Raw genomic sequence first — 24,143 nt, 5'->3', positions numbered from 1 at the left:
GTCAGGAACCGACATGGGCAACAAGCTCCTTCTGGACCAGGGCAGCGGCGGCCTGGCCTCGCACCGCCTGGTGGCCGACGTGTTCTTCCGCCACCTGGGCAATTCCATCCTCGAACGCATGGACGACGCGGCGCTCATCCGGCCCAAGGGCCCCCTGGCCGTGAGCACCGACAGCTTCACCGTGGACCCCATCTTCTTCCCCGGCGGCGACATCGGCGCTTTGGCCGTGCACGGCACGGTCAACGACGTAGCCATGCTCGGGGCCCGGCCGCTCTACCTCACCTGCGGGTTCATCCTGGAGGAAGGCTTCGACATGGACGACCTGGAGCGCATCGTGGCCTCCATGGGGCTGGCAGCCAGGAAGGCCGGGGTGAAGGTGGTGGCGGGCGACACCAAGGTTGTGCCGCGCGGGGCCGCGGACAAGATCTTCATCAACACCACCGGTATCGGCGAGGTGGTGGCCAAAACGGCCCCCAGCGGACACCGGGCCAAACCCGGCGACGCAGTCATCGTGTCCGGGAGCCTGGGCGACCACGGCCTGACGGTGCTCTCCCACCGCCAGGGGCTCTCCTTCGAGGCGCCTGTGCAGAGCGACTGCGCCTCGCTCAACCATTTGACGCTGAAACTCATCAAGGGCCTCCCCTCCGTGCACGTCCTGCGTGACCCCACGCGCGGCGGCCTGGCTACCACCATCAACGAGATCGCCCAGCAGTCGGGCGTTGGGATCGCCCTGGAGGAAGAAGCCATTCCGGTGAAGCCGGTGGTGGCCTCGGGCTGCGAGATACTGGGGCTCGATCCGCTCTACCTGGCCAACGAGGGCAAGATCATCTGCGTGCTGCCGGAAAAACACGCGGCCAAGGCCCTGACCATCATGCGCCGCGACCCCCTGGGCCGCGACGCCCGGGTGATCGGGCGGGTCACGCAGGAGAACCCGGGCAAGGTGGTGCTGCGCACGGGCCTGGGCGGACACCGTTTGCTCGGCATGCTCGAAGGGGAGCAGCTGCCCCGGATCTGCTAGGCTTCGGCCCGGCCGTACGCCAGAACGCCAAAAGCCCGGCGGCGCGCATGCGCCGCCGGGCTTTTTTGACGCCGAAAGCCTGTAACCGGAGGTGGCGGAAAAGTATCTAATACCAAGATATCGTTTGATATGTCGCACATGGCAGGGTGCTTGCTAAGGTCAACGCGGCAACAGTATCCCGCCCACCGGCCCAGCCGGACACCACCGGATACCATAAGGAGGAGCCATGCTTTCATTGTTCACCGGCGCAGCGCGCCAGCCCAAGGACCCCAACGAAGAGGTCAAGCGTGGCCAGCGCCTCCAGCACGCCAAGGACATGTTCTATTCCGGAAAGCTGCCCGTGGTGACCACTCCTGTCATGAAGGGCAGGCCCATCAAGAAGGTGCTCGGCCTGGTGCACGGTCGCGGCTACGACGCCGAATGCGCCCTTTTGACCCTGGCCGCCTCGGCCATGGAAATCGGCGGCGACGCCATCATCGGCTACCAGGAGTCCGTGGCCTTCCATCCGGACGGTTCCAAGTTCTTCTCCTGCTACGGCACCGCCGTGATCCTGGAGAAGCCCGGAACCAAGGCTGGCAGGCGTTCTCTCACGCATTAGCCTCCGGGCCGCGCCGCTTGCTCGTCGCGACACGAATTCGACGGCCGCCGGGACCACCCGGCGGCTTTGTCGCTCCCGATAGCGGGCGGCTCTCCCTGGCCGTCATTTTTCCGTCACGATCCCCGGGCGTGCCTCCTGCCCGATCCTCGAGATAATTTCCGACCTTCTCCGTCCGGGATGGGAAATCCCTTGGCCTGGTGTGAAAAATTGGGTAAGAAGGTTGAAAATTCGCCGTGTCGCGACCGTTTGAAACGTATCGCTCGACCGAAGCCAGCCAATTTATGCAGAAAGATCAGACCGAAATCTTGGTTGTGGACGACGAGACCCCGGTCCGGTTGAGCCTCGCGGCCTACCTGGAAGACGAGGGATTCATCGTGCGCACAGCCGAATCGGCGGAACAGGCTCTGGAGTCCGCCGGAAGCCAGCCCGCGCACCTGGCTGTCGTGGACCTGCGCCTGCCCGGAATGGACGGAGCCGCGCTCATCCTGGAGCTGGCCAAGCGCCATCCCGGTATGAAGTTCCTCATCCACACCGGATCGACCAAATTCAGCCTCTCCGAAGAGCTCAAGGCCGCCGGACTCGACGACAGCCTGGTCTTCTTCAAACCCGTGCTTGATATGGGGGACATGGCGTCCAAAATCCTCCATCTGCTTGAAGGATAATCCGCAATGCCCCAAGCTCCCGTGGCGACCGTCCTGACCATCGATGACGAGGAGGTCATCCGGCGCTCCTTCCAGGCGTACCTGGAGGACAGCGGGTTCGAAGTGCTCCAGGCGCACAATGGGCGGGTCGGGCTCGACGTCTTCCGCGAACACCACCCGGACATCGTCCTGGTGGACCTGCGCATGCCCGAGATGGACGGCCTCGAAGTGCTGGCCACGGTTGTGCGGGAAGCGCCCGACGTGCCCATCATCGTGGTTTCAGGCACGGGAATGATCCAGGACGCCATCGAAGCCCTGCGCCTGGGCGCGTGGGACTACGTGCTCAAGCCCGTGGAGGACCTGGGCATCCTGGAGCACTCCGTGCGCCGGGCCCTGGAACGGGCCAGGCTCATCAAGGAAAACAAGGCCTACCGCGAAAACCTGGAAAACCTCGTGCGGCGGCGCACCACGGAACTCCACGACCGCACCCGGCAGCTGGAGGAAACCAACCAGCGCCTGCAGAACGAAGTCGGCGAGCGCATCGCCGCCGAAGCAAAATACCGCTCCATTTTCGAGAACGCCATCGAGGGCATCTTCCAGGTGAACCACCAGGGAGTCCTGGTGAGCGCCAACCCGGCCATGGCCCGCATCCTCGGCTACCAGTCGCCGCAGGAGCTCATGGACAACGTGGGCAACTTCTGCTCCCGGCTGTGCGAGGACGCCGGCAAGCGGGAGAAGTTCTTCCGCGTGCTGGAGGACCACGGCTCGGTGCAGGCATTCGAGGTTCAGACCTCGCGGTTGGACGGCCAGGCCCTCTGGGCCTCGGTCAACGCGCACACCGTCACGGGCAAGACCGGCGAAACCGTCCGTTTCGAAGGCACCCTGGAGGACATCAGCGACCACAAGCGCTTCGAGGAGCAGCTGCTCCACCAGTCGCTGCACGACGCGCTGACCGGGCTGCCCAACCGGGCGCTCTTCACCGACCGCCTCTCCCAGGCCATCTACCGCTGCTCGCGCCAGAACAGCTTTTTCGCCCTGCTTTACCTGGACGTGGACCGCTTCAAGGTCATCAACGACAGCCTGGGCCACGCCCAGGGCGACCAGTTCCTCATGAAGCTGGCCGAGCGCCTGCGCTCCTGCACCCGGGAGGCCGACACCCTGGCCCGTCTTGGCGGCGACGAGTTCGCGGTCATCTCGGAGCAGGTCCGCAGCCTGTCGGGAGCCACCATGGTGGCCGAGCGCATCCTGGAAGAGATGCGCAGGCCCTTCAACATCGACGGGCACGAAATCTACAGCACGGTCTCCATCGGCATCATCTGCTGCACCGGCTTCTGCGGCACGGCCGAAGAGGTGCTGCGCGACGCCGACCTGACCATGTACCGGGCCAAGAGCAACGGCAAGGCCCGCTACGAGGTCTTCGACAACGCCCTGCAGGAGCAGACCATCCAGCTGCTCACCATGGAGACGGAATTCAGGCGCGCCCTGGCTAAGAACGAGTTCGAGCTGCACTACCAGCCCATCGTGGACGTGAACACCGGCGCGGTGGTCACCCTCGAAGCGCTGTTGCGCTGGAAGCATCCCGAGCGAGGCTACATACCGCCCCTCGATTTCATCCCCATGGCCGAGGAGAACGGGCTCATCGTTCCCCTGGGCTGGTGGGTGCTCGAGGAGGCCTGCCGCCAGCTGGCCCACCTGCAGGCGCTTTTCCCCAGATCCGCCCCGCTGGGCATGAGCGTGAACATCTCCGCCAAGCAGTTCGCCCAGGCCGACCTGGGGCAGAAGTTGGAGACGCTGCTGTCGCATTCCAGGGTGGCCCCCGGCACGCTGGAACTGGAGATAACCGAAAGCGTCATCATGGACCGGGGCGAGGCGGCCATCGGCATGCTGGAGGAGCTCAAGTCGCTTGGGCTCAAGCTCTTCGTGGACGACTTCGGCACTGGCTATTCCTCGCTTTCGTATCTGCACCGCTTCCCCATCGACATGCTCAAGATCGACCGCTCCTTCATTCGGGAGATCGACGCCACCGGCGGACACGCCGAGATCGTGAGGGCCATCGTGGGGCTCGGGCGCAACCTGGGCCTGGGGCTCATCGCCGAGGGCGTGGAGACCGAGGCCCAGCTGGCGGTCATCCGCACCCTGGGCTGCCAGCTCGCCCAGGGATTCCTGTTCTCGCGGCCCTGCCCGGCGGCCGAGATCGAAAACTACCTGGCGGCCAATCGGGTCGAGCCCACCGACTGATTTTTCCCTGTCCAGCAGGCGAAATGCCCCCTGAACGGTTTACCGTTCAGGGGGCTTTTCGCACGTCCGCGCAGCGGAATTTTGCGCCTGCGAGTGCGGCCGGGCCACGACGCGACACTAGCCGAAGTGGTCGAAGCCCCTGGCCGTAAGCGTCTTGCCGCCGAGGCTTAGTCCGCCGCCCTGGGTCACCTCGCCCACGGCCCAGACGCCGGGCACGCGGCTGTACACTTCCAGGAAGCCGTCCCGGGGGCATGCGCCCAGCAGGCAGTAGTCCTCGCCTCCGACCACCGCCGCCTCCACGGGGTCGCGCCCGGCGGCTTCGGCCATGCGCAGCACCTCGGGGTGCAGTGTGTCTGGATCGATGGCCAGCTCCGCCCCGAGGTCCGGGCCGAGAAAGCGCGGCAGATCCCTGGCCAGTCCGTCGGAGACGTCCATGAGCCCGCGCACCCGTCCGATCCCGGCCAGCCTGGTCCCTTCGGCGATCTTCACTCCAGGGCGCAGGTGCGCGGCCACGGCCTCGGGCCAGTCCTTGGCCGCGTCCGGTCCGAAGCGTTCCAGGGCCTCCAGGCCGCAGGCGGCCAGGCCCACGTCGCCCACCACGAACAGGGCGTCGCCGGGCTGGGCTCCCCCGCGCGGGATGAATTTTCCGCACGGACCGGCCTTGCCCCAGAGGGTGATGGACAGCACGATCTTGGCGCAGGCGTTCAGATCCCCGCCCACCAGGGGCATGTTGAGGGATGCGGCCAGCCCGGCCATGCCGTCAAGCATCCGCTCCCAGTATCCGGCCGGGGTGTCCGGCGGCCCGGCCAGGCCCAGGCTGAAGCCCAAGGGCTCGCCGCCCATGCCGGCCATGTCGCTCACGTTCACGGCCAGGGCCTTGTATCCGGCGTCCTCCGGGGAGAAGTAGGCCCGGCGGAAGTGCACGTCCTCGATGAAGAGGTCCGTGGTCAGGGCCACGGCTTCGGGGCAGGCGAGCACGGCGCAGTCGTCGCCGCGCCCAAGCAGCATGTGGGGATGGGTGTTGGGGAAGCGTTCGGAGATGGCGGCCAGGAAATGGTCTTCGGAAGCGAATGGGCGGCTGTTCATGGCCGTCTGACGTATCCCACCCCGAGCCCTGCGGCAAGCAGGGCTTCCGTGGCCACGGTGGCCAGGGCCGAGCCCTTGGCCCCCATGAAGGGGATGAGCGCGCAGTTGAGGGCGACGTTGCACACGGCCGTGGCGATGGTGACGCGGGCGTAGAATCCCTCGCGGCCAAGAGCGATGAGCGCCTGGGTGAGGATGCCGTTGGGCAGGATGAACAGAAGCGACGGCAGGAGCCACAGGCACAGCTCCTCGGCCGGGCCGTACTTGCCGCCGAAGGCCAGGCGGATGACCAAGGGGCCTATCCACATGGAGAAGGCGGTCCCGGCGACGGCCAGGGCGCACATCACCAGCATCTGGGTGCGGAAGGCCCGTTTGAACACCTCGGGGGCGTGCATGCTCACCCGGAGCTTGCGGAAGAATATCTGGGCCAGCGGGGCGGCGAAGAGCACGGCGGCTTCGATGAGCCGATAGGCGGCGGCGTACTGTCCCACGGCGGCGTTGTCGCCGGTGAGCCGCGTGAGCAGGATGATGTCGGACTTGAAGTAGATGGTGGTGGCGGCGCTGATGAGAAGGAAGGCTCCGCAGCTCTTGTAGATGCCGAGATCGAGCCTGAAGCTCGGGGCCTTGCGTATCCCCGAGGCCATGGGCAGGGTCAGCCCGGCCGCCTGTCCCAGTACCCAGCCGCCGAACAGAAGTGCCGCGCCAGCACCGGGCATGGCCAGGGCGATGCCCACGGCCAGGACGGTGCAGGTGCGCAGGGCCATCCGCAGCCTGGCCTCGCGTTCGAACTGGCCATGTCCCTTGAGGTCGGCGGACAGGAAGACCCCGGCCGAAAAGAGGGCGTAATAGACCAGGGCCAGGCTGAAGGCGGCCTTGTCCGTAAGGGGCAGGAGCCAGATCGCGGCCAGTCCCGCCGTCGTGACCAGCGCCGTGTGCCCGAGGGCCAGGCGCTCCAGCGGCGCTTTCGGAGCCAGGCCGGGGCTTGGGTGGGCGGCTTCCCGGAAGATGAGGGTGGAGAACCCGCCGTCCTGGAAAATGGCGAAGATGGAGGCCGCCGTGAGGATATAGGAATAGGTCCCGAAAGACTCCGGCCCCAGAAAGCGTCCCAGGGCGAAAGACAAAAGCGTGGAGAGCACCGCCGAATAGAGGGTGGCCGCCCATTGCCCGGCCAGTGCCTGCGCGAAGCGGCGGGCGGCGCTCACCGGTCGGCCCCGTCGGGTTGGAGGTTCTCCTGAAGGATGAAATCCGCGGCCGCGGCCAAGTCGTGGGCCAGGAGCGTGGGCTGGCCGGGGGCGGGGGCCGTCACGCGCCTCCAGCCGTGCCCGATGGGCGTTAGCCCCAGCTTCTCGGCGAAGCGCCTTCCATGCCCGGTCAGCACCAGCACGGACTGGGCCATGCCGCTGGCCAGACCGAAGGCCACGTCGGAGGCGTTGTCGCCGATCATGACCGTCTCGTCAGGGGCGAGCCCGTGCCGCGAGCGCAGCTCCTCCCACATGCCGGGCTCCGGCTTGCGGCAGGCGCAGCGCTCGTCCGGGGCGTGAGGGCAGAAGGCCACGCCGTCGAAGGCCACGCCGTACGGGGCCAGGAGTTCCTCCAGGCGTGCCTGCACGGCCCGGAAGTCCTGCTCCGAATAGTAGCCGCGCCCGATGCCCGACTGGTTGGTGACCACGAAGAGCCGCACCCCGGCGCGCTTAAGCCGCCCAAGCGCCTCGCCGGCCCCGGGAACCAGCTCCACCTGGGCGGGATCATGCAGGTAGTGCTTCTCCACGATGATGGTGCCGTCGCGGTCGACGAGGGCGTTCACGATGGGCATCAGCGTGTTCTCCTGAGCCGGTCCGGGAAGGGCTGGGGGGCATCCAGCAATTGCACGTCCAGAGGCGCGTCGTGGGCGAGCGAAAGCGTCGCGGGCCAGGATGAAATAACCGGGACCGGCACGGACGCGGCGTCCAGGCGCAGTTCGAAGCGCATGCGGGCGTCCGGGGCAGACCAGAGCTGGGCCTTGGAGCCGGAGAGCACGAAACGGACGCGGACGTCCCGGGCGGGCTTGTCCAGCTTCACGAGCGAATACTGCGGAATTTTCCAGCCCTCCCAACGCCCGGAGCCGGAACCCTCGTAGCGGTTCACCTCGCGCCAGGCCTCCCCGTCCAGGCTCAGCTGGGTGCTGACGCTGTTCTGCCCGGAGGGCGCGCTGTTCACCCGTGGGAAGGCCGTGATGCGAAGCATCGTGACCGGCAGTTCCGAGCGCAAGGCGTATGTGGTGGAGCAGGGCCGGTCCTCCCGGCAGCTCAGGCAGTCCTCGCCGTCGTTTCGCCGGATGTTCTCGTGCTCGGCCGTGGCGGCAAGGCCGAGGCCGTCCTGGGTGAAGAGCGGCGAGAACGTCAGCTCGGCCTGGGCGCCCGGGTTGACGGTGAGTTCCGACGGGGCCGGGCTGGTGACGCCGAGGGGCGTCCGGACCGGTCCCGTCTCCAGGACGGGCCTGTCCAGGGCTCCGGCCAGCTTGATTGCGCGGATCTCGCGTTTCCCGGACGGGAAGGCGTCGAGCTGGCGGGGCTCCCCGGGAGCGAGGCGCATGCCGGGATGGGCCAGCGCCGGGTCGTAGAGGGCCACGGCGGGCGCGCCGTCGGGGTAGGGGAGCACGCGGACCGGTCTGTCCCCTGGGTGATCCCGGAGGTAGGCATTGAGTTCGCCCGGGGAGCCCACGTCCGGTCGCGACACTGCACCGTCCAGGCTGAAGGCATACAGCGAGCTGGATAGGGCCATATCCCGGCCGGGCGTCCAGGGCGCCACGGGAAGCTGGGCCAGCAGTGCCTCGGGCAGTGCCGTGGGCGGAGTTGCGGGGCCGTCCAGGACGGCTTCCAGGCGGAAGTTTTCCGTCTCGAGGGGGCCGGAACGGGTGAAAGCCGGGCAGTCCAGGCGCAGGTCGAAGGACCGGGCGCCCGACACCATGGGGCTCAGGTCAATAGTTGCGGTGTAGAACAGTTTCCCTTCATGGTTGGGGGCCGACAGCGCGCCGCTGCCGTCCTTGAAGCGCTCCAAGGTGACAGTGGCGGCCTCAACAGGGGCCTTGCCCTCGGGGATGACCGTGAGCACGGTGCTGTCGTCTGTGGGAACGCCTGCCGGCAGGCGCACGGAAAAGGCCATGGTCAGCTTGGCGCTCTTGACGCTCGTCCCCGGCAATGCCTGGAAGCGGTAGACCGCCCAGGCGGCCAGGCCTGCGTCGTGCCGGGTCAGAGTCTTGGCAAGGGGGCTGGGGACCATGTTGGAGGCGGCGTACGCGTCCTCGACCATCTTGAAGCCCGAGAAATCGTCGGAGTAGACGTAGCGGCCACCCTCGCCGGGAACCATCGGCGTGACCGGCGTCCTGGCCACGCCAACGGCCAGGAGGTCCACGTCGTCGAAACGCCCCAGGGCTGCGGCCAGGGGGAATTTCTCGGCAGCCCGCATGGACTCGGTGGCCATCAGGATGGCCCGGTGGTAGCCTACGGGGAAGAGCTCCCTGGCGGAGCGCAGCATGTCCCGCCCGTACCAGTCGAAAATGAGCTTGTGGTTGCGAGGGTTGAAATAGAGGATCGCGTCCCTGTTGTCCTTGTCGGCGGCCAGGAGACCCACGAGGTCTTTGTAGCGTGAGGTCTCGCGCGAGTAGTATTCGCTCACGCTTTCCAGGTTGGGGCGCGACACCAGCAGGCACAGCACGGCGGCCGTGGTCATGCGGGCGAAGAAGATGGGGTCGGCCTTGCCGAAGAGAGCGTCCGCCAGCCTGGAAACCAACACCGACAGGAAATGCGCGGCGAAGACGAGCAGGAAGACGAAAACCGAAAAGATGTAGCGCGACGTCAGTTCCATGCGGGCCTTGGCAAGGAATATCCCGGCGACGGGCATGAAGGCCCACAGCGCCATGAGGCCAAGGAATCCGCGCGACGAACCGCGACAGACGGCCGCCACGCACCCCACCGCGGCCATCGCGGCCATGGCCCAGCCCGCGGGGAATTCGCCCCGGTAGGCGAAGGCAGCGAATTCCTTGAGGCTGGACTCGATGAAATCCAGGCTGAAATTGGCCTTGAAACTGGGGTCGTGCAGAAGGGTGTAGACGTTCAGCTGGCCGGCGGCCCAGGGCAGGTAGAGCGCCGCAGCCGCCCCCATTGCCGCTCCTAGGTGCAGCGCCAGGGACAGGGACTGTCCACGTTCGTCCGTTAAGAACCGGCGCAGCAGGAACGCGCCCGCGAAAAGCGTCTGCGCGGCGATGAGCGTGGCCGCCATGTACGAGGTGTAGAGCATGGCGCAGGCCACGGCCCCGAACCCCCAGAGCAGGCGCTTTCGCCCTTGGGTCAGCCCCTCGTGCAGCAGGTGCAGGGCCAGCAGGTTCTCCAGCATGAAGAGCGAGTAGGGCCGCACCTCCCGGCTGTAGTGCATGTGGTACACCGACAGGGCCATGAGAAGGGCGGCCGTGAGCGCCGTCATCCGGCCCAGGGGCCTGCGGCAGAGCAGGTAGAGCGCGGGCACGGAGGCCACGCCCGCCAGGGCCCCCGGCAGGCGCATGAGCGCGTCGTTGTGTCCGATCAGGGTGAGCCAGTGGGTGAGCACGTGGGTCAGGGGCGGGAAGAGCTCCACGCCGATGTCCGAGGGGCCAAGGTGCTTGAGTACCGGCAGCATCTGGGACAACGGGCCAAGCGAGGCCCCCACGGTTATGAATTCGTCCCACCACAGGGAAGGCTGCCCCAGGTTCTGGAAGCGCAGCCAGGCGGCGGTCAGGGTGATGAGCGCAACGACGAGGCGGTCGGAACGGGCGGTGGATGGGGATGTCACGTAAGCGGCCTTGGTAAGATGTGCGCCCGTGGGATACCGGAGGTCCCGCGCAAATTCAAGCGATCAAGGACGGACGGCGTGTCAGGGGCGGAACGGGCCGCAGTCATGTGATGATCCCCCCGGCCAGGGCCCGGCCGTCCCCGTCGAAGACGGCCGCCACCTGCCCAGGCGTGGGCTTGGGTACCGGGCTTTCGAAGACGAGCGTCATCTCCGCGCCTGAGATCTGCGCCCGAGCGGGCCTGGGCCGCTGGCGGTAGCAGGTCTGGGCCAGGACTGTGGAAGGCCAGTCGCCCGGCGGAACCAGGAAGTTCATCCGGCGGACACGGCAGTCCAAGGCGTCCAACCCGGATTTTGGCCCCACCACCAGGGCGTTTTCGTCCGCGCGTTTGTCCAGCACGTAAAGCGGCTCGCTCCAGGCGATGCCGATGCCCTTGCGCTGGCCGATGGTGTAGCGCCAGAGTCCCTGGTGACGCCCGATCTCGCGGCCGTCCGGCAACACCACCGGGCCTTCGCCGGGCAGGGCCACCCCCTGGGCCTCAAGAAACGCCCGGTAGTCGTCGCCGGGGATGAAGCAGATCTCCTGGCTCTCCGAGGGCAGCGGGGGGGCCAACCCGCGCGCGGCCAGGGCCGCCGGAACGTCCGCCTTGCGCCACTCCCCCAGCGGGAACACGGCACGGGCCAGGGCCTGGGGTGGAGTCAGGGTGAGGAAATAGCTCTGGTCCTTGGCCGGGTCGGCGCCGCGTATGAGCTCCCCCGCTTCCTTCAGCCGGGCGTAGTGGCCGGTGGCGATGCGGTCGGCCCCGAGCCTGGCGGCCTCCTCGAAGAGCAGTCCGAACTTCATGTCCCGGTTGCACCCGGCGCAGGGGTTGGGGGTCAGGCCCGAGACATAGGCGTGCACGAAGGGGGCGATCACCTGCTGCCTGAACCGGGCGGAAAGGTCCACGGCGTGGAAGGGCACGCCGATATCCCGGCAGAGGCCGTCCAGCGCCTGCGCAAGAAGCCGTTGCCGGCCGTCCGGCGCGAGAAAATGGGCGTGCAGGGCCAGCACCGCATGCCCGGCCTCGCGCAGGAGGGCCAGGGCCAGCAGGCTGTCCATGCCGCCCGAGACGGCAACCGCTATGGTCATTTCGAATTGTCCATGACGCCGCGCACGATAGCAGGCCCTTCCGGCGTTGTTAACCACCCCCTTCGGGGGGGGAAAGCTGGTGACACGCTCCCGCTAATCGGGCTAAAATACACCCAAAATAGAAGGGAATAGCAAGTCGCATCCCCGAATATCCAACCCCAACCAGGAAGGAAACACGCCCATGGACGTGACCCTCAACTACGGCAAGCAAGGATACACGCTCTCGTTGCCGGACGACCTCAACGTCACGGTCATCCGCAAACAGACCATGCCCGTTCTGGACGACCCGGCGACGGTCCTGGGGAATGCCCTGAAAAGTCCCGCCTCCTGCCCTCCCTTGCGCGAAACCGCCAAGGGCCGCAAGAGCGCCTGCATCCTGATCTGCGACATCACCCGGCCCGTGCCCAACGGCATGATCCTGCCCGTGGTCATACGGGAACTCCTGGAGGCCGGGCTCGCGGCCGAGGACATCACCGTGCTGGTGGCCACCGGCCTGCACCGGCCCAACGAGGGTGAGGAACTGCGTGAGCTGGTGGGATCGGACTGGGTGCTGGACACCGTGCGAGTGGAGAACCACTTCGCCCGCCGCGACGAGGACCACGTTCTGCTCGGCACCTCCAGCCAGGGCACGGCAATCAAGGTGGACAAGCGCTTCGTCCAGGCCGACCTCAAGATCGTCACCGGGCTGGTGGAACCGCACTTCATGGCCGGATATTCGGGCGGGCGCAAGGTCATCCTGCCGGGCATCGCCCACCACGACACAATCACCCGCTTCCACACCGCCACCTACCTGGAGCACTGCAAGGCGGTCAATTGCGTGATGGAGGGCAACCCCCTGCACAAGGACCAGATGGACGGCGTGGGCATGATCGGCGAGGTGTGGGCCGTGAACACCGTGCTGGACGAGCACCGCCGGGTGTCCTTCATAAACTTCGGCCCGTTGGAGAAGAGCCACCTGGAGGCAGTGGCTTTCACCCGGCCCTATTCCGAGATCAAGCTTTCGCGGCGCTACAAGACGGTCATCACCTCCTCGGCCGGATATCCGCTCGACTCCACCTACTACCAGACCGTGAAGGGCATGGTGGGGGCCATGGACGCACTGGAGGAGGGCGGCAAGCTCTTCATCGTGAGCGCCTGCACCCAGGGCATGGGCTCGCCGGAATACGTGGACGCCCAGAAACGGCTTGTGGCCCTGGGCACGGACGGGTTTTTGAACGACATCATGCCCAAACAGCGCGCGGCCATCGACGAATGGCAGACCGAGATGCAGCTCAAGCCCATGCGCCGGGGCGTCATCTGCCTCTACACCGACGGGCTGACCAACGAGCAGAAGGCCCTGACCGGCGTGGAGACCACGACCGACCTGGACGCCTCGCTGGCCCAGTGGCTCGCGGCCTGCGGCGACAAGGACGTGGTGGTCATCCCCGAAGGCCCCTACGTGGTGCCCATGAAGGATTAACACATGGAACAGCCGGGCCGGAGATTTCCGGCCCGGCGTTTCCGGCCGGATCTACCTCCCCAGCCGCTTCTCCAGTTCCGCCACGGCCAGGGTGGTCTTGATGACCGTGTCCGGATTGAGCGACATGCTCTGGATGCCGCACTCCACGATGAACTCGGCGAATTCCGGGTAGTCTGACGGGGCCTGGCCGCAGATGCCTATGTACTTGCCCTTGGCATTGGCCACCTCGATGACCTGCCTGACCATCTTCTTCACTGCCGGGTTGCGCTCGTCGTAGACGTGGGCCACCAGCTCCGAGTCCCGGTCCACGCCCAGGATCAGCTGGGTCAGGTCGTTGGTGCCTATGGAGAAGCCGTCGAACACCTCCAGGAACTCCTCGGCCATGATCACGTTGGAAGGTATCTCGCACATGCCGATGACCCGAAGACCGTTCTCACCCTGCCGGAGCCCGTAATCGGCCATGGTCTCGATGACCTTGCGGGCTTCCTCCACGGTGCGCGGGAAGGGGATCATGACCTCCAGGTTGGCAAGCCCCATCTCGTCCCGGACCTTGCGGATGGCCCGGCACTCCAGGGCGAACGCCTCCCGGTACGCCTCGGAGTAGTAACGGCTGGCCCCGCGCCAGCCGATCATGGGGTTCTCTTCCCTGGGCTCGAACTGCGCTCCGCCGATGAGGTTGGCGTACTCGTTGGACTTGAAGTCGGACAGGCGCGCGATCACCGGCTTGGGATGGAAGGCGGCAGCGATCATGCCCAGCCCCTCGGCCAGCTTGTCCACGAAGTACTGGGCCTTGTCCTCGTAGCCCGAGGTCATCTCCTGGATGACCTTCTTCACCGCCGTGTCGGCCAGCTGCTCGAACCTGAGGAGCGCCAGCGGGTGGATGCGGATGTAGGCGCTGATGATGAATTCCTCCCGGGCCAGGCCCACGCCGTCGCTGGGGATGAAGCTCTTCTCGAAGGCCTGCTCCGGCGCGGCCAGGTTCATGGTGATCTTGGTCTTTGGCCTGGGCACTTCGTCCAGGTTCAGCTCCTCCACGCGAAAGTCCACCAGTCCCCGGTAGACCAGCCCTTCCGAGCCCCGGGAACAGTCCACGGTGATGTTCTCGCCGGGGACGACCTTCTCCGTGCCGCTGCCTGTGCCCACCACGCAGGGGATGCCGAGCTCCCGCGAGACGATGGCCGCGTGGCAGGTGCGCCCGCCCCGGTTGGTGACGATGGCCGAGGCGATCTTCATGATGGGCTCCCAGTCCGGGTCGGTCATGTCCGTGACCAGCACGCAGCCCTTGCGGAACTCCTTGATGTTGGCCGCCTCCTTGATGACGTGGGCCGGGCCGCGCCCGATCATCTCGCCCACGGCCTTGCCCTTGGCGATCGCCTCGCCGGTTCCCGTGAGCACGAACTTGCGCAGCACGCGCGCGTCCTTCATGGAGTGGACGGTTTCCGGCCGGGCCTGGACGATGAAGAGCTCGCCGGTGAGGCCGTCCTTGGCCCACTCGATGTCCATGGGCCTGTGGCGCCCGGCCTTGGCAGAGTAGTGGTCCTCGATGACCACGGCCATGCGGGCCAGTTCCAGGACTTCCGCGTCCGAGGCCACCAGCCTGAGGCGGTCCGGGAGGATCACGTCCACGTTCTTGGTGGGGGATTTGGCGTCGTCGGTGTAGATCATCTTGATGGCCTTCTCGCCCGCCTTGCGCATGAGCACGGGCTTGAATCCAGCCTTGAGCGTGGGTTTGAACACATAGTATTCGTCCGGACTCACAGCGCCCTGCACCACGTTCTCGCCCAGGCCCCAGGCCCCGGTGATGTACACCGCGTCCCTGAAGCCGGACTCGGTGTCGATGGAAAACATCACGCCCGCGCAGGCCAGGTCGGAGCGCACCATCTTCTGCACGCCGATGGACAGGGCAATGGCGAAGTGGTCGAAGCCCTTGTCCACCCGGTAGGATATGGCCCGGTTGGTGAAAAGAGAGGCGAAGCAGCGCTGGCAGGCTTCAATGAGCTCCTCCACGCCGTGGATGTTGAGGTAGGTCTCCTGCTGCCCGGCAAAGGACGCGTCGGGCAGGTCCTCGGCCGTGGCCGAGGACCGCACGGCCACGTCGCAGCCTGCGCCGTAGCGCTTTTCCAGCTTTGCATACGACTCCTCCACCGCCGCGCGCAGATCGTCCGGGAAGGCCAGCGAGCGGATGAGCGCGCGCACCTTGCGGCCGCGCCGGGCAAGGTTGTCCATGTCGCTGGTGTCCAGGTCCTTGAGGATGTCCTTGATCTTCTCCTCGGCCTGGTTGTGTTCGAGCAGGCGGCGGTAGGCCCTGGCGGTCACGGCGAACCCGCCCGGGACGCGCACGCCCTTGGGGCCGAGCTCCCGGACCATTTCGCCCAGGGAGGCGTTCTTTCCGCCCACCAGAGGCACGTCGTCGATGGTGATGTCGTCGAACCAGAGGATGAGCGCGGAGCGTCTGTCCATTGCGGCCTCCAGGAGGGAGTTTGGCGTGAGGATAGCATGGCGCCGAGGCTCATGAGAAGGGGAATGGGCGGGGACTTTTTCATCCGGAAGCCATGTGCCTGCGCGGGTGGCCTCCATCTCCTCAAGTTTTTGCGGAAACAGCCGATAGAAGCTGTATCTGGTCACCACCAGAGAGCGAGGCGGACATCATGAACACAAACTCCGCATTGACCATCGGCGTATCCACGACCACGGCCATCGGCGTGCTGAAGACCGGAAGCGTTGCCGGAACCGGCTCGTCGCAGGATAAGTCCTCCAAAAACACGGGCGACACCGTCACCATATCCGAGGAAGCCAGGAAGAAGGCGGCCCAGTCGGCCTTGTCTTCCGGCAAGTCCTCGGGCTCGTCCGCCACCAAGGCGGACTCGACCTCCTCCGACACGACGCAGCAGTCCATCGACACCGTCAAGCAGCAGATCAAGGAAGTGGAAGAGAAGATCCAGAAGCTGCAGCAGAGCGGCCTGCCCGAGAAGCAGAAGCAGCAACTGCTCATGGACCTGAACAACCAGCTGATGCAGTTGAACGACCAGCTGTCCCAGCTGCAGAGCAAATCCAGCGGCTCGACCGTCGTGGGAGGCACTGCGGCCAAGGGTTTCGCCAAGAGCCTGACCTAGCGTAGCGTCTACGAAATAAATTTCGATTTATTTTGTAGATAAAAATTTGAAATAATTATTTTTATCCTCAAAAAACGTTCATTTTTTTTGAGGACGCGACACTAGCGCGGGCGGGCGGACGTTCTCAGGGCGCGGCTTCGGCCGCGCTTTTTTTGCCGCGTTACCCAGGGCCCGGCGTACGCGCGGCCCCAGGCTGGATTGGGCGTGGACCTCCGGGACGAAAGAGCGCATACGGTTGGACAATGCCGGTTCCTCACGCTCCCGGGGATCGCGTGCCGGCCCGGGAGCGGGGGAGCACGCCCGAGGAGGCAACGCCATGAGAAACAACAGCTCCTTCGCCCTGTTGGCCGTTCTCCCGATTTTCATTCTCGGCGGTGTATGGACCTACCGCTTGTTCGCCGGGGCTGAGCCCGCCCAGGCACTTGCGCTCGCCGCGACGACCATCGCCGTATCCATGCTGGCGTATTCCGCCATCCAGGTGGCCGACCAATGGGAGCGCGCGGTGCTCCTGCGCCTGGGAAAGTTCCAGGATGTGAAGGGGCCGGGTTTGTTCTTGCTGATTCCGGTCATCGACACCATCCCCTACTGGATCGACATGCGGGTGATCGCGTCCTCCTTCAAGGCCGAGAAGACGCTCACCAGGGACACCGTTCCGGTGGATGTGGACGCGGTGCTGTTCTGGCGGGTCCTGGATCCTCGAAAGGCGTCCCTGGACGTGGCCGACTACAAGAGCGCCATCAGCTGGGCCTCCCAGACGGCCCTGCGCGACGTCATCGGCAAGACCATGCTCTCGGACATGCTGGAGGGCCGGGAAAAGATCGGCAACGAGTTGCAGAAGATCATCGACGAGCGCACCGAGCCCTGGGGGATTAACGTCATCTCCGTGGAGATCAAGGACGTCCTGATTCCCGCCTCACTGGAGGACGCCATGTCCATGCAGGCCCAGGCCGAGAGGGAACGCCAAGCCAGGGTGATCCTGGGCGATTCGGAACGCCAGGTGGCCGAAAAGTTTGCCGAAGCCGCCAGGACCTACGCGGGCGACCAGACAGCCTTCCATCTTCGGGCCATGAACATGCTTTACGAGGGCCTGAAATCCAACGCCACCATCGTCATCGTGCCCAGCACGGCCGTGGAGAGCATGCAGCTGGGCGGGATCGGCGGCATTGCCGGAGCGGCCCAGGCGGTGCGGGAAGGGGTGGCCGGGAAATAGGCGGCGCCGAAGGGGGCAAGGGGGGCGCCCTTGGCTACGGCCTGGCCAGGATGGACATGATGATCTTGTTCCAGGTCCCGTCGCGCCGCATGGACGCCAGGGCGGCGTTGAAGGATGCGAGGAGTTCCGTTTTTCGCGCGTGCTTGGCGAAGGCCAGATAGGTGGGCATTTCGAGTAAAGGCGGCTCCAGGATGATGAAATCGCGCGGCGAGTTGGACACGGCGATGCTCGCATCGGCCCCCTCGCGGGTGGCCACCATTGCGTGGATGCGCCCAGCCTGGAGCTTGGCCAGGTTCTGCGAGTCGCTTTCCACTTCCTCCACGGTGAAGTCCCCGGCGGCGCGGGCCTGGTCGAACGCGTCCCCATAGGACCAGCCGCGCAGGACGCCCACATGCTTGCCCCTCAGGGACTCCAGGCCCGAGTATGGAAAACTTTGCGACGCCAGAACCACCACCTGAAGCCTCTCCACGTAGAGCTCGTCGCTGTAGTCGTATTTTTCCAGGCGCGGCGTCGTTTTGTAGATGCCGCCGATGCCGCCCATGCCCGATTCCATCTCGGCCAGGGCCCGTTTCCAGGGTTCGGCTGATATCCTCACTGGGGTTCCCATGCGGGAGAAGGCTTCCGCGATGATGGCCGGATAGATGCCGGCCGCTTTCTGGTCACTGGTGGCGTACATGAAGGGCGGATTGGCGGCGTCCAGGAAGATATGGACGACGGTATCGGCGGCAATGTCGGACGCCCGGACGAGAAGCGCCAGCAGGAGAATGGCCACGGTGCGAAGGCGCATGAGGACCTCCTGGAAATACCGCCTGAAATGTATCCCTGCGCGGGCGTCAGGTAAAGCCCGGAAAGAAAAAACCCCGGAGCGGCGCTCCGGGGTTTCGTTGTGCGAGGCGGGGGCCGGACGGCCTAATAGGCTTCGTCGTAGGCCACGTCCTTCTCCGTCACTTTGTGGGAGAAGGTCTTGTACACCCAGGCCTGGTACAGGATCACGATGGGCACGAAGGTCAGGGCCACGGCCAGCATGATCTTGAGGGTCAGGGGGGAGGAGGAGCTGTTGGCGATGGTCATGGAGAAGGCCGGGTCGATGCTCGAGGGCAGAAGCGCCGGGAATATCCCGATCACCCCGAACAGGGCCACGCCCGCGATGGTCACGGCGCTGGCGGTCCATGCGGCGGCCATGCGGCGGCTTCCTATGAACACCCGCTGCATGACCAGTCCGCCCACGGGCAGGAGCACGATCACGAACAGGATGGGGTTGTCCAGGTAGTTCTGGAACAGCTTGGTGGCCACGGCGGTGAACACCAGGAAGAGCACCGCCACGATGAGCAGCGCAGGCCAGAGCTTTTCGGCCACCTTCACGGCCCGGTCGCGCAACGCCCCTTCGGTCTTGCAGGAGAGGTACAACGCACCGTGCATCAGGAAGGCCAGCACGAACAGCACGCCGCCCGCCAGCCCGTAAGGATTGAGCAAGGTGAACAGGGTGCCCTTGTAGATGCCGCCCTCGGCGATGGGGATGCCCTTGAAGATGTTGGCGAAGGCCACACCCAAAAGCAGCGCCGGAAGGAAGCTGCCCAGGAAGTGGATGGTGTCCCACAGCTTGCGCCCGCCCGCGGTCTCCATCTTGGAGCGGAACTCGAAGGAGATGCCCCGGAAGATGAGCGAGAACAGCAGCAGCATGAGCGCCGAATACAGGGACGAGAACAGCACCGCGTAGGTGCCGGGGAAGGCCGCGAAAGTCACGCCGCCAGCGGTGATGAGCCACACCTCGTTGCCGTCCCAGAAGGGGCCGACCGCGTTCATGAGGATGCGTTTTTCGGTGTCGTTCTTGGCGATCACGGGCGAGAGCATGCCCACGCCCAGGTCAAAGCCGTCCAGGACGAAGTAGACGGCCCACAACACGCCCCACAACAGAAACCAGATGGTTCCGAGATCCATGTCCGTTTCCTCCGTGTTAGTGGACCGGGCCCTTCTTGGCGTACTTGGCCAGAAGGTAGATGTCGATGACGCCCAGGAAGGCGTAGACCACCACGAAGGCCGCCAGGGACAGGGCCACCTGGGACGGGTCCACAGGGGACACGGCGTCCTTGGTGCGCATGAGCCCGTGGACGATCCAGGGCTGGCGTCCCACCTCGGCCACGGCCCAGCCCGCCTGTATGCCCAGGTACGGCAGGGGGATGGCGTAGAGCATCAGCCGCAGGTAGCCAGGATACTGGGCCAGCCTGTTCGCTTTCCACCAGCCGAAGAAGGCCAGCAGCGGCAGGAGCGTGCCGATGCCCACCATGATGCGGAAGGCCCAGAAGGTGATGGCCACGGGGGGGCGGTCCTCGGGCTTGAAGTCGAGCAGGCCCTTCACCTCGGCGTTGGGGTTGTTGAAGGCCAGGAAGGAGAGCAGGCTCGGGATGCCGATGGCCTCAACGGAGTTCTTTTGGTTGGCCTCGTCGGGCAGGGCCAGCAGGTACATGGGGGCGTTCTTCTGGGTGTGCCAGTGCGATTCCATGGCCGCGAGCTTGGCGGGCTGGATCCTGGCCACCTCGTTGCCGTGGAAGTGGCCGCCAACGGCCAGCACGACGCTGAAGACGAAAGCGAAGCCCGCGCCGGTCTTGAAGGAGCGGGTGAAGAAGTCAACCTCGTTCTTGCGCAGCAGGTGCCATGCGGACACGCCCATCACGAAGAAGCCCGAGAGCATGAACGCGGACGAGAGCACGTGCACGTACTGGTTCCAGGCAAAGGGGTTGGTGATGAGGGCCACGAAGTTATCAAGCTCCGCACGGCCGTTTCGCATCACGAAGCCCAGGGGGTTCTGCATGAAGCCGTTGGCGATGATGATCCACAGGGCCGAGAGGTTGGCCGCGAAGGCCACCAGGCAGATGGCCGTGGCGTGCATGCGCTTGGAGAGCTTCTCCCAGCCGAACACCCACACGCCGATCATGGTGGATTCCAGGAAGAAGGCCACCGAGGCCTCGATGGCCAGAAGCGGCCCGAAAATGTCGCCCACGTAGGCCGAATACCTCGACCAGTTGGTTCCGAACTGGAATTCCAGGGTGATGCCGGTGACAATACCCAGTGCGAAGTTGATGAGGAAAAGCTTGCCCCAGTACTTGGCCATCTTCTTGTACACCTCGTCACCGGTGCGGACGTAGCGGGTCTCCATCAGGGCGACGATGATGGAGAGGCCCAGGGTCAGCGGGACGAAGATGAAGTGGAAGAAGGTGGCGGCGGCAAACTGCAAACGGGAAAGCATCAAGGTGTCCATGCGCCTTCTCTCCTGTGCCTGGCCGGTTAGAGGTTCGTTCCAGTGCCGGAACCGGCGGTTCGGCCGCTTCCGGATTCGGACAGTTGTGTCGCTTGCGCGGAGGAGGGCCGGCCCTTGCCCGTTCCGCGTCGTCTCACGTCAGGCGGATGGCCGGAATCCTGCGCTTGTGCGCGGCGTGTTCCGGACATTCGTCCTGGTTGGCGAGTTCCTCGAAGCTCGTGGCCGACAGGGTCTCCCGGAATTGCCCGCGCGCCCTCTCCCAGACCTTGTGCACGGCGCAGTAGGAACTGCGTCCACACTCCTGGGGCCTGGAAAGGCACTCGTTCACCAGGATTTCCCCGTCCATGGCTTCCACTACCATTAGCAGGGAAATCTCCCTGGGGGGAAGGGCCAATTCATAACCGCCGTGCGCTCCCTGGCGCACCACCAGCACCCCCTCCTTGGCCAGTCCCTGGGCGATCTTGCCCAGGAACGCCATGGGGATGTCCATGGCCTGGGCCACCTCCCTGCGGCTGACCACCTGGCCGAAGGGGTGCTTGGCCAGGTAGAGCACGCATCGGATGGCGTATTCGGCGGCGCGCGTGAGCTTCATCGGACTCCTCGAATCAAGACAAATAAGAGCTGATTTGTCCTATATGCGAGCAGGCGGAGCGTGTCAACAAGATGAGAAAAAAATATTGAAGAAACAGAAGGGGGGAGACTGAACGGGGGGCGGAGAGCGAGCAAGGAGCGAAACGGAGTTGCACGCGCGCCAGGGGCGGCCCGATGGGAAACTTGCGTCAGGAGGGGGCGGGCGTCTGGTCCGCGAAGGTCACTTGTCCGGCCCGCCTCGCGCGGCGGCGGGCCTGGGGAGCAGGCGCAGGGCCAGGGCCGCGAAACCGTCGGGCATGTGGCGGGTTACCAGGGACTTGCAGCGCTTGTGCAGGGCCACGTCGAACTGCCCCAGGAACCAGAACGCCCCCATGCACAGCACCAGGGCCACAAGTCCGGCCACGCCTCCGGGGATTCGTCCGGTGGCGGCGGCCCACCAGTCCAGGACCAGGATGATGATGTTGGAATGCACCAGATAGAGGGCGTAGGAGTAATCGCCCAGCTGCGCCAGTATCTTGGGCGAGCGGATGCGGCTTTCCAGGCGGATGAGCAGGTCCACCAGCACGCAGGCCCCGAACCCGAGCATGTAGAGCACGCTGTACGCCTGGGCGTTGATGGCCGAGGCCACGCAGAGGCTGGCCAGCACCACCTGGCCGGCCCAGGCCATGGTGGCCGGCTCGTTGCGCCGCTGGATGTAATAGTAGGTCAGGGCGCCCATGATGAACGAGTAGTTCCATATGGAAAGCCAGATGGAGAAGATGGTGGGCAAGGGCAGGGGCGGCTTGAAGGCCACGATGTCCGAGACGATCACCGCGAAAAGCCAGGCCAGCAGGAATGCGGGAAAATACCTGTTCCACTTGGGGCGGCAGAACAGGGCGCAGATGAAATAATACCAGATCTCGTAGACCAGGGTCCATTCTATGCCCAGCTTGTAGCTCTTGCCCATGCCGAAGGGCAGGAGCGACATCACCTTGAACAGGTCGTCGGAGTTGAGCGGCGAGGTGGTGAGGGCGCGCATGACGAAGGCCATGGCCACCACGACAAAATACATGGGGTAGACACGCACCAGCCGCTGGGCCAGGAAATTGGGGGCTTTGCGGTCCACCAGCAGGGCCATGAAATAGCCGGAGATGACGAAGAACCCGCAGGGGATGCCGCCCAAGATGTCGGGGACGTGTGCAAAGAAGGAGGGATCACCCGTACGGGTGAGATATATCTTGATGTGCATGAACACGACGCCCACGCACAAAATGCCCCGGAGGGCCTGGATAAGAGTATAGGTCATTGTTCCGGACGATCTAAATAACAGATGTGTCTTGCGATAGTACCTTGAAATGAAAGGGTAATCGGCTCAGCAGTGAACACCTAACAGAATAACCGGTCCCGGTCAACGTCGTGGCCACATAAGAAAAGGGAGCGGCGAGGCCGCTCCCTTTTCAGGAAGGGTGCCGGTAGAGCCTCAGGATGAGGCGATCTTGGCCTGGAGGGCCTTGGCCACTGTGGCCCCCAGCTCCACACACGCCTTGAGCTGCTCGTGGGTGGGGCGGTTCTTGGCGCGCACGCCCTCGATCACGTCGAAGTGCATGCCCTGGAGCATTTCGGTCACGTGCTTGAGGGCCTCGCCGCTCCAGCCGTAGGAGCCGAAGGCGGCGGCGACTTTGTTCATGGGGCGCAGGCCCTTCATGTAGGTCAGCATGGCGGCCACCAGGGGCAGGACACCGTTGTTGTGGGTGGCCGAGCCCGCCAGGACCGCTCCGGATTCGAACACCTCGGACATGACGTCGGAGTGGTGGTCGCTCTTGAGCGACATGATCCTCACGGATGTCCCGGACGCCGCGAGGCCGTCGGCCACGGCGTGGGCCATCCGCTCGGTGGAGCGCCACATGGTGTCGTAGAAGACCACGGCCTGGTTGGTGGGCTTCTGCTCGGCGAAGCGGCGGTAGGCCTCGAGCACCGTGCCCACGCCCGCGCCGCGCCAGACGAGGCCGTGGTCCGGAGCGATCATGTCCACGTCCCACTTGAGCTTGCCCACTTCCTCGAGGATCTTGAGCGTCACCGAGGAGTAGGGCAGCACGATGTTGGCGTAGTAGCGCGAAACCTGGCGCATCAGTTCCGCCTGGTCCACCTCGTCGGCGAAGCGCTCGGAACTGGCGTAGTTCTGGCCGAAGGCGTCCGAGGAGATCAGCAGCTTGTCCTCGGCCACGTAGGTCATCATGGAATCCGGCCAGTGCAGCATGCGGGTTTCCAGGAAGTGCAGGGTGCGGCTGCCGATGCACAGGCTGTCGCCGGTCTTGACCACCTGGAGCGGCCAGCCGTCCGCGCCGTAGTATTCCTTGATGGCCTTTTCGCCCATGACCGAGCAGAAGACCTTCTCGGGCTTGCACGCCTCGATCAGGCGAGGCAGCGCTCCGGAGTGGTCGGGCTCCACATGGTTGACCACGATGTAGTCCACCTTGGAGGGTTCCATCACCTGGGAGACGTTGCACAAGAGCGTGCCCGCGAAGCGGTCTTCCACGGTGTCGATGATGGTGTTTTTCTGGTCCTTGATGAGGAAGGCGTTGTAGGTGGTGCCCTTGGGGGAGAGGGAATAGCCGTGGAAATTACGGCGGTCCCAGTCCACTGCGCCGACCCAGTGGACGTCCTTCTTGATTTCGTAAGCGCTCATGGAGAATCCTCGATGGGGTGTGGAAATGCAGGAAGGCCCGCCGGGTCCCCGGCGGGCCTATGGAAAAAAGGGGTGCTATTCCTTGGTGAATTCGCTCTTGGGCGCCCCGCAGACCGGGCAGACCCAGTCGTCGGGAACGCTTTCGAAAGAGGTGCCGGGGGAAACGCCGTTCTCGGGATCGCCCTCGGCGGGGTCGTACACGTAGCCGCAGACATTACAGACGTATTTGTCCATGAATCCTCCTGAAGAAGTGTCGGACGCGACGCGCCATCTTTTAGCCCTCAGCGCCGGTCCCGCCGTGAGCGGGGCCTTGCCTGAGCGGCAAAGAGGACAATGCACATC

Annotated in this window: 20 protein-coding genes; 7 read left to right on the top strand and 13 right to left on the bottom strand. The window is 65.3% G+C overall.

Annotation, left to right across the window (positions count from 1 at the left end; translation table 11 throughout):
* Positions 1–13: 13 nt before the first annotated feature.
* The 4 genes from hypE to ML540_RS17600 all read left to right on the top strand — a co-directional run bounded on the left by hypE (position 14) and on the right by ML540_RS17600 (position 4,495).
* Positions 14–1,018: a hydrogenase expression/formation protein HypE gene (gene hypE / locus ML540_RS17615; protein ID WP_243364737.1), complete on the top strand. Its 1,005-nt coding sequence runs from the start codon at positions 14–16 to the stop codon at positions 1,016–1,018.
* A 226-nt stretch (positions 1,019–1,244) separates the two neighbouring features.
* Positions 1,245–1,616 (top strand): YbjQ family protein, encoded by a 372-nt coding sequence (locus tag ML540_RS17610; RefSeq protein WP_243364736.1) that lies wholly within the window; start codon positions 1,245–1,247, stop codon positions 1,614–1,616.
* Between the two features lie 281 nt (positions 1,617–1,897).
* Positions 1,898–2,278 (top strand): response regulator, encoded by a 381-nt coding sequence (locus ML540_RS17605; RefSeq protein WP_243364735.1) that lies wholly within the window; start codon positions 1,898–1,900, stop codon positions 2,276–2,278.
* Between the two features lie 6 nt (positions 2,279–2,284).
* Positions 2,285–4,495 carry an EAL domain-containing protein gene (locus ML540_RS17600; RefSeq protein WP_243364733.1) on the top strand — a complete coding sequence of 737 codons (2,211 nt, stop codon included), beginning with the start codon at positions 2,285–2,287 and terminating at the stop codon, positions 4,493–4,495.
* Between the two features lie 117 nt (positions 4,496–4,612).
* Here the strand turns inward: ML540_RS17600 and thiL are convergent, their stop codons facing one another.
* The 5 genes from thiL to mnmA form a co-directional block, all read right to left on the bottom strand.
* Complete coding sequence (thiL, locus tag ML540_RS17595) at positions 4,613–5,581, bottom strand: thiamine-phosphate kinase (protein ID WP_243364731.1); 969 nt, start codon at positions 5,579–5,581, stop codon at positions 4,613–4,615.
* The gene (locus tag ML540_RS17590; RefSeq protein ID WP_243364729.1) at positions 5,578–6,780 is read right to left on the bottom strand and encodes an oligosaccharide flippase family protein; all 1,203 of its coding nucleotides are present in this window, start codon (positions 6,778–6,780) and stop codon (positions 5,578–5,580) included. The genes thiL and ML540_RS17590 overlap by 4 nt, the downstream gene beginning before the upstream one ends.
* On the bottom strand, positions 6,777–7,391 hold the full coding sequence (locus ML540_RS17585) for a D-glycero-alpha-D-manno-heptose-1,7-bisphosphate 7-phosphatase (protein ID WP_243364718.1): 615 nt from the start codon (positions 7,389–7,391) through the stop codon (positions 6,777–6,779). The genes ML540_RS17590 and ML540_RS17585 overlap by 4 nt, the downstream gene beginning before the upstream one ends.
* A complete protein-coding gene (locus ML540_RS17580) occupies positions 7,391–10,381 on the bottom strand; it encodes a glycosyltransferase family 39 protein (RefSeq protein ID WP_243364709.1) in 2,991 nt (996 codons plus the stop codon). The genes ML540_RS17585 and ML540_RS17580 overlap by 1 nt, the downstream gene beginning before the upstream one ends.
* A gap of 103 nt (positions 10,382–10,484) precedes the next feature.
* Complete coding sequence (gene mnmA, locus ML540_RS17575; protein WP_243364699.1) at positions 10,485–11,507, bottom strand: tRNA 2-thiouridine(34) synthase MnmA; 1,023 nt, start codon at positions 11,505–11,507, stop codon at positions 10,485–10,487.
* Positions 11,508–11,688: 181 nt separating this feature from the next.
* Here mnmA and ML540_RS17570 point away from each other — a divergent pair, with 181 nt between their 5' ends.
* Positions 11,689–12,966, top strand: a complete 1,278-nt coding sequence (locus tag ML540_RS17570) for a nickel-dependent lactate racemase family protein (protein WP_243364689.1) — start codon at positions 11,689–11,691, stop codon at positions 12,964–12,966.
* 51 nt (positions 12,967–13,017) lie between these two features.
* On the opposite strand, the gene ppsA is transcribed toward ML540_RS17570, so the two are convergent.
* Complete coding sequence (ppsA, locus tag ML540_RS17565) at positions 13,018–15,426, bottom strand: phosphoenolpyruvate synthase (protein ID WP_243364687.1); 2,409 nt, start codon at positions 15,424–15,426, stop codon at positions 13,018–13,020.
* Between the two features lie 188 nt (positions 15,427–15,614).
* Here ppsA and ML540_RS17560 point away from each other — a divergent pair, with 188 nt between their 5' ends.
* Together ML540_RS17560 and ML540_RS17555 are read left to right on the top strand one after the other, a co-directional pair.
* Complete coding sequence (locus ML540_RS17560) at positions 15,615–16,079, top strand: hypothetical protein (RefSeq protein WP_243364667.1); 465 nt, start codon at positions 15,615–15,617, stop codon at positions 16,077–16,079.
* 316 nt (positions 16,080–16,395) lie between these two features.
* The gene (locus ML540_RS17555; protein ID WP_243364666.1) at positions 16,396–17,289 is read left to right on the top strand and encodes a slipin family protein; all 894 of its coding nucleotides are present in this window, start codon (positions 16,396–16,398) and stop codon (positions 17,287–17,289) included.
* A 34-nt stretch (positions 17,290–17,323) separates the two neighbouring features.
* Here the strand turns inward: ML540_RS17555 and ML540_RS17550 are convergent, their stop codons facing one another.
* The 7 genes from ML540_RS17550 to rd all read right to left on the bottom strand — a co-directional run bounded on the left by ML540_RS17550 (position 17,324) and on the right by rd (position 24,035).
* On the bottom strand, positions 17,324–18,076 hold the full coding sequence (locus ML540_RS17550) for a substrate-binding periplasmic protein (protein WP_243364665.1): 753 nt from the start codon (positions 18,074–18,076) through the stop codon (positions 17,324–17,326).
* 122 nt (positions 18,077–18,198) lie between these two features.
* Entirely contained in the window at positions 18,199–19,227 is a 1,029-nt protein-coding gene (gene cydB, locus ML540_RS17545; RefSeq protein ID WP_243364659.1) for a cytochrome d ubiquinol oxidase subunit II, read from the bottom strand.
* Between the two features lie 16 nt (positions 19,228–19,243).
* Positions 19,244–20,545 (bottom strand): cytochrome ubiquinol oxidase subunit I, encoded by a 1,302-nt coding sequence (locus ML540_RS17540; RefSeq protein ID WP_243364657.1) that lies wholly within the window; start codon positions 20,543–20,545, stop codon positions 19,244–19,246.
* A 133-nt stretch (positions 20,546–20,678) separates the two neighbouring features.
* A complete protein-coding gene (locus ML540_RS17535) occupies positions 20,679–21,137 on the bottom strand; it encodes an RrF2 family transcriptional regulator (RefSeq protein WP_243364655.1) in 459 nt (152 codons plus the stop codon).
* A gap of 219 nt (positions 21,138–21,356) precedes the next feature.
* Positions 21,357–22,421, bottom strand: coding sequence for an acyltransferase family protein (locus tag ML540_RS17530; protein WP_243364652.1), 1,065 nt, complete (start codon positions 22,419–22,421; stop codon positions 21,357–21,359).
* Positions 22,422–22,595: 174 nt separating this feature from the next.
* Entirely contained in the window at positions 22,596–23,801 is a 1,206-nt protein-coding gene (locus ML540_RS17525) for an FprA family A-type flavoprotein (RefSeq protein WP_243364650.1), read from the bottom strand.
* A 75-nt stretch (positions 23,802–23,876) separates the two neighbouring features.
* Entirely contained in the window at positions 23,877–24,035 is a 159-nt protein-coding gene (gene rd, locus ML540_RS17520; protein ID WP_243364648.1) for a rubredoxin, read from the bottom strand.
* Positions 24,036–24,143 lie beyond the last annotated feature (108 nt).

It is taken from the genome of Fundidesulfovibrio terrae (assembly GCF_022808915.1).
In the GTDB taxonomy this organism is placed as follows: Bacteria; Desulfobacterota; Desulfovibrionia; order Desulfovibrionales; family Desulfovibrionaceae; genus Fundidesulfovibrio; species Fundidesulfovibrio terrae.
Note: the sequence above shows the minus strand (reverse complement) of the source record. Positions and strands in the feature narration are given on the sequence as shown.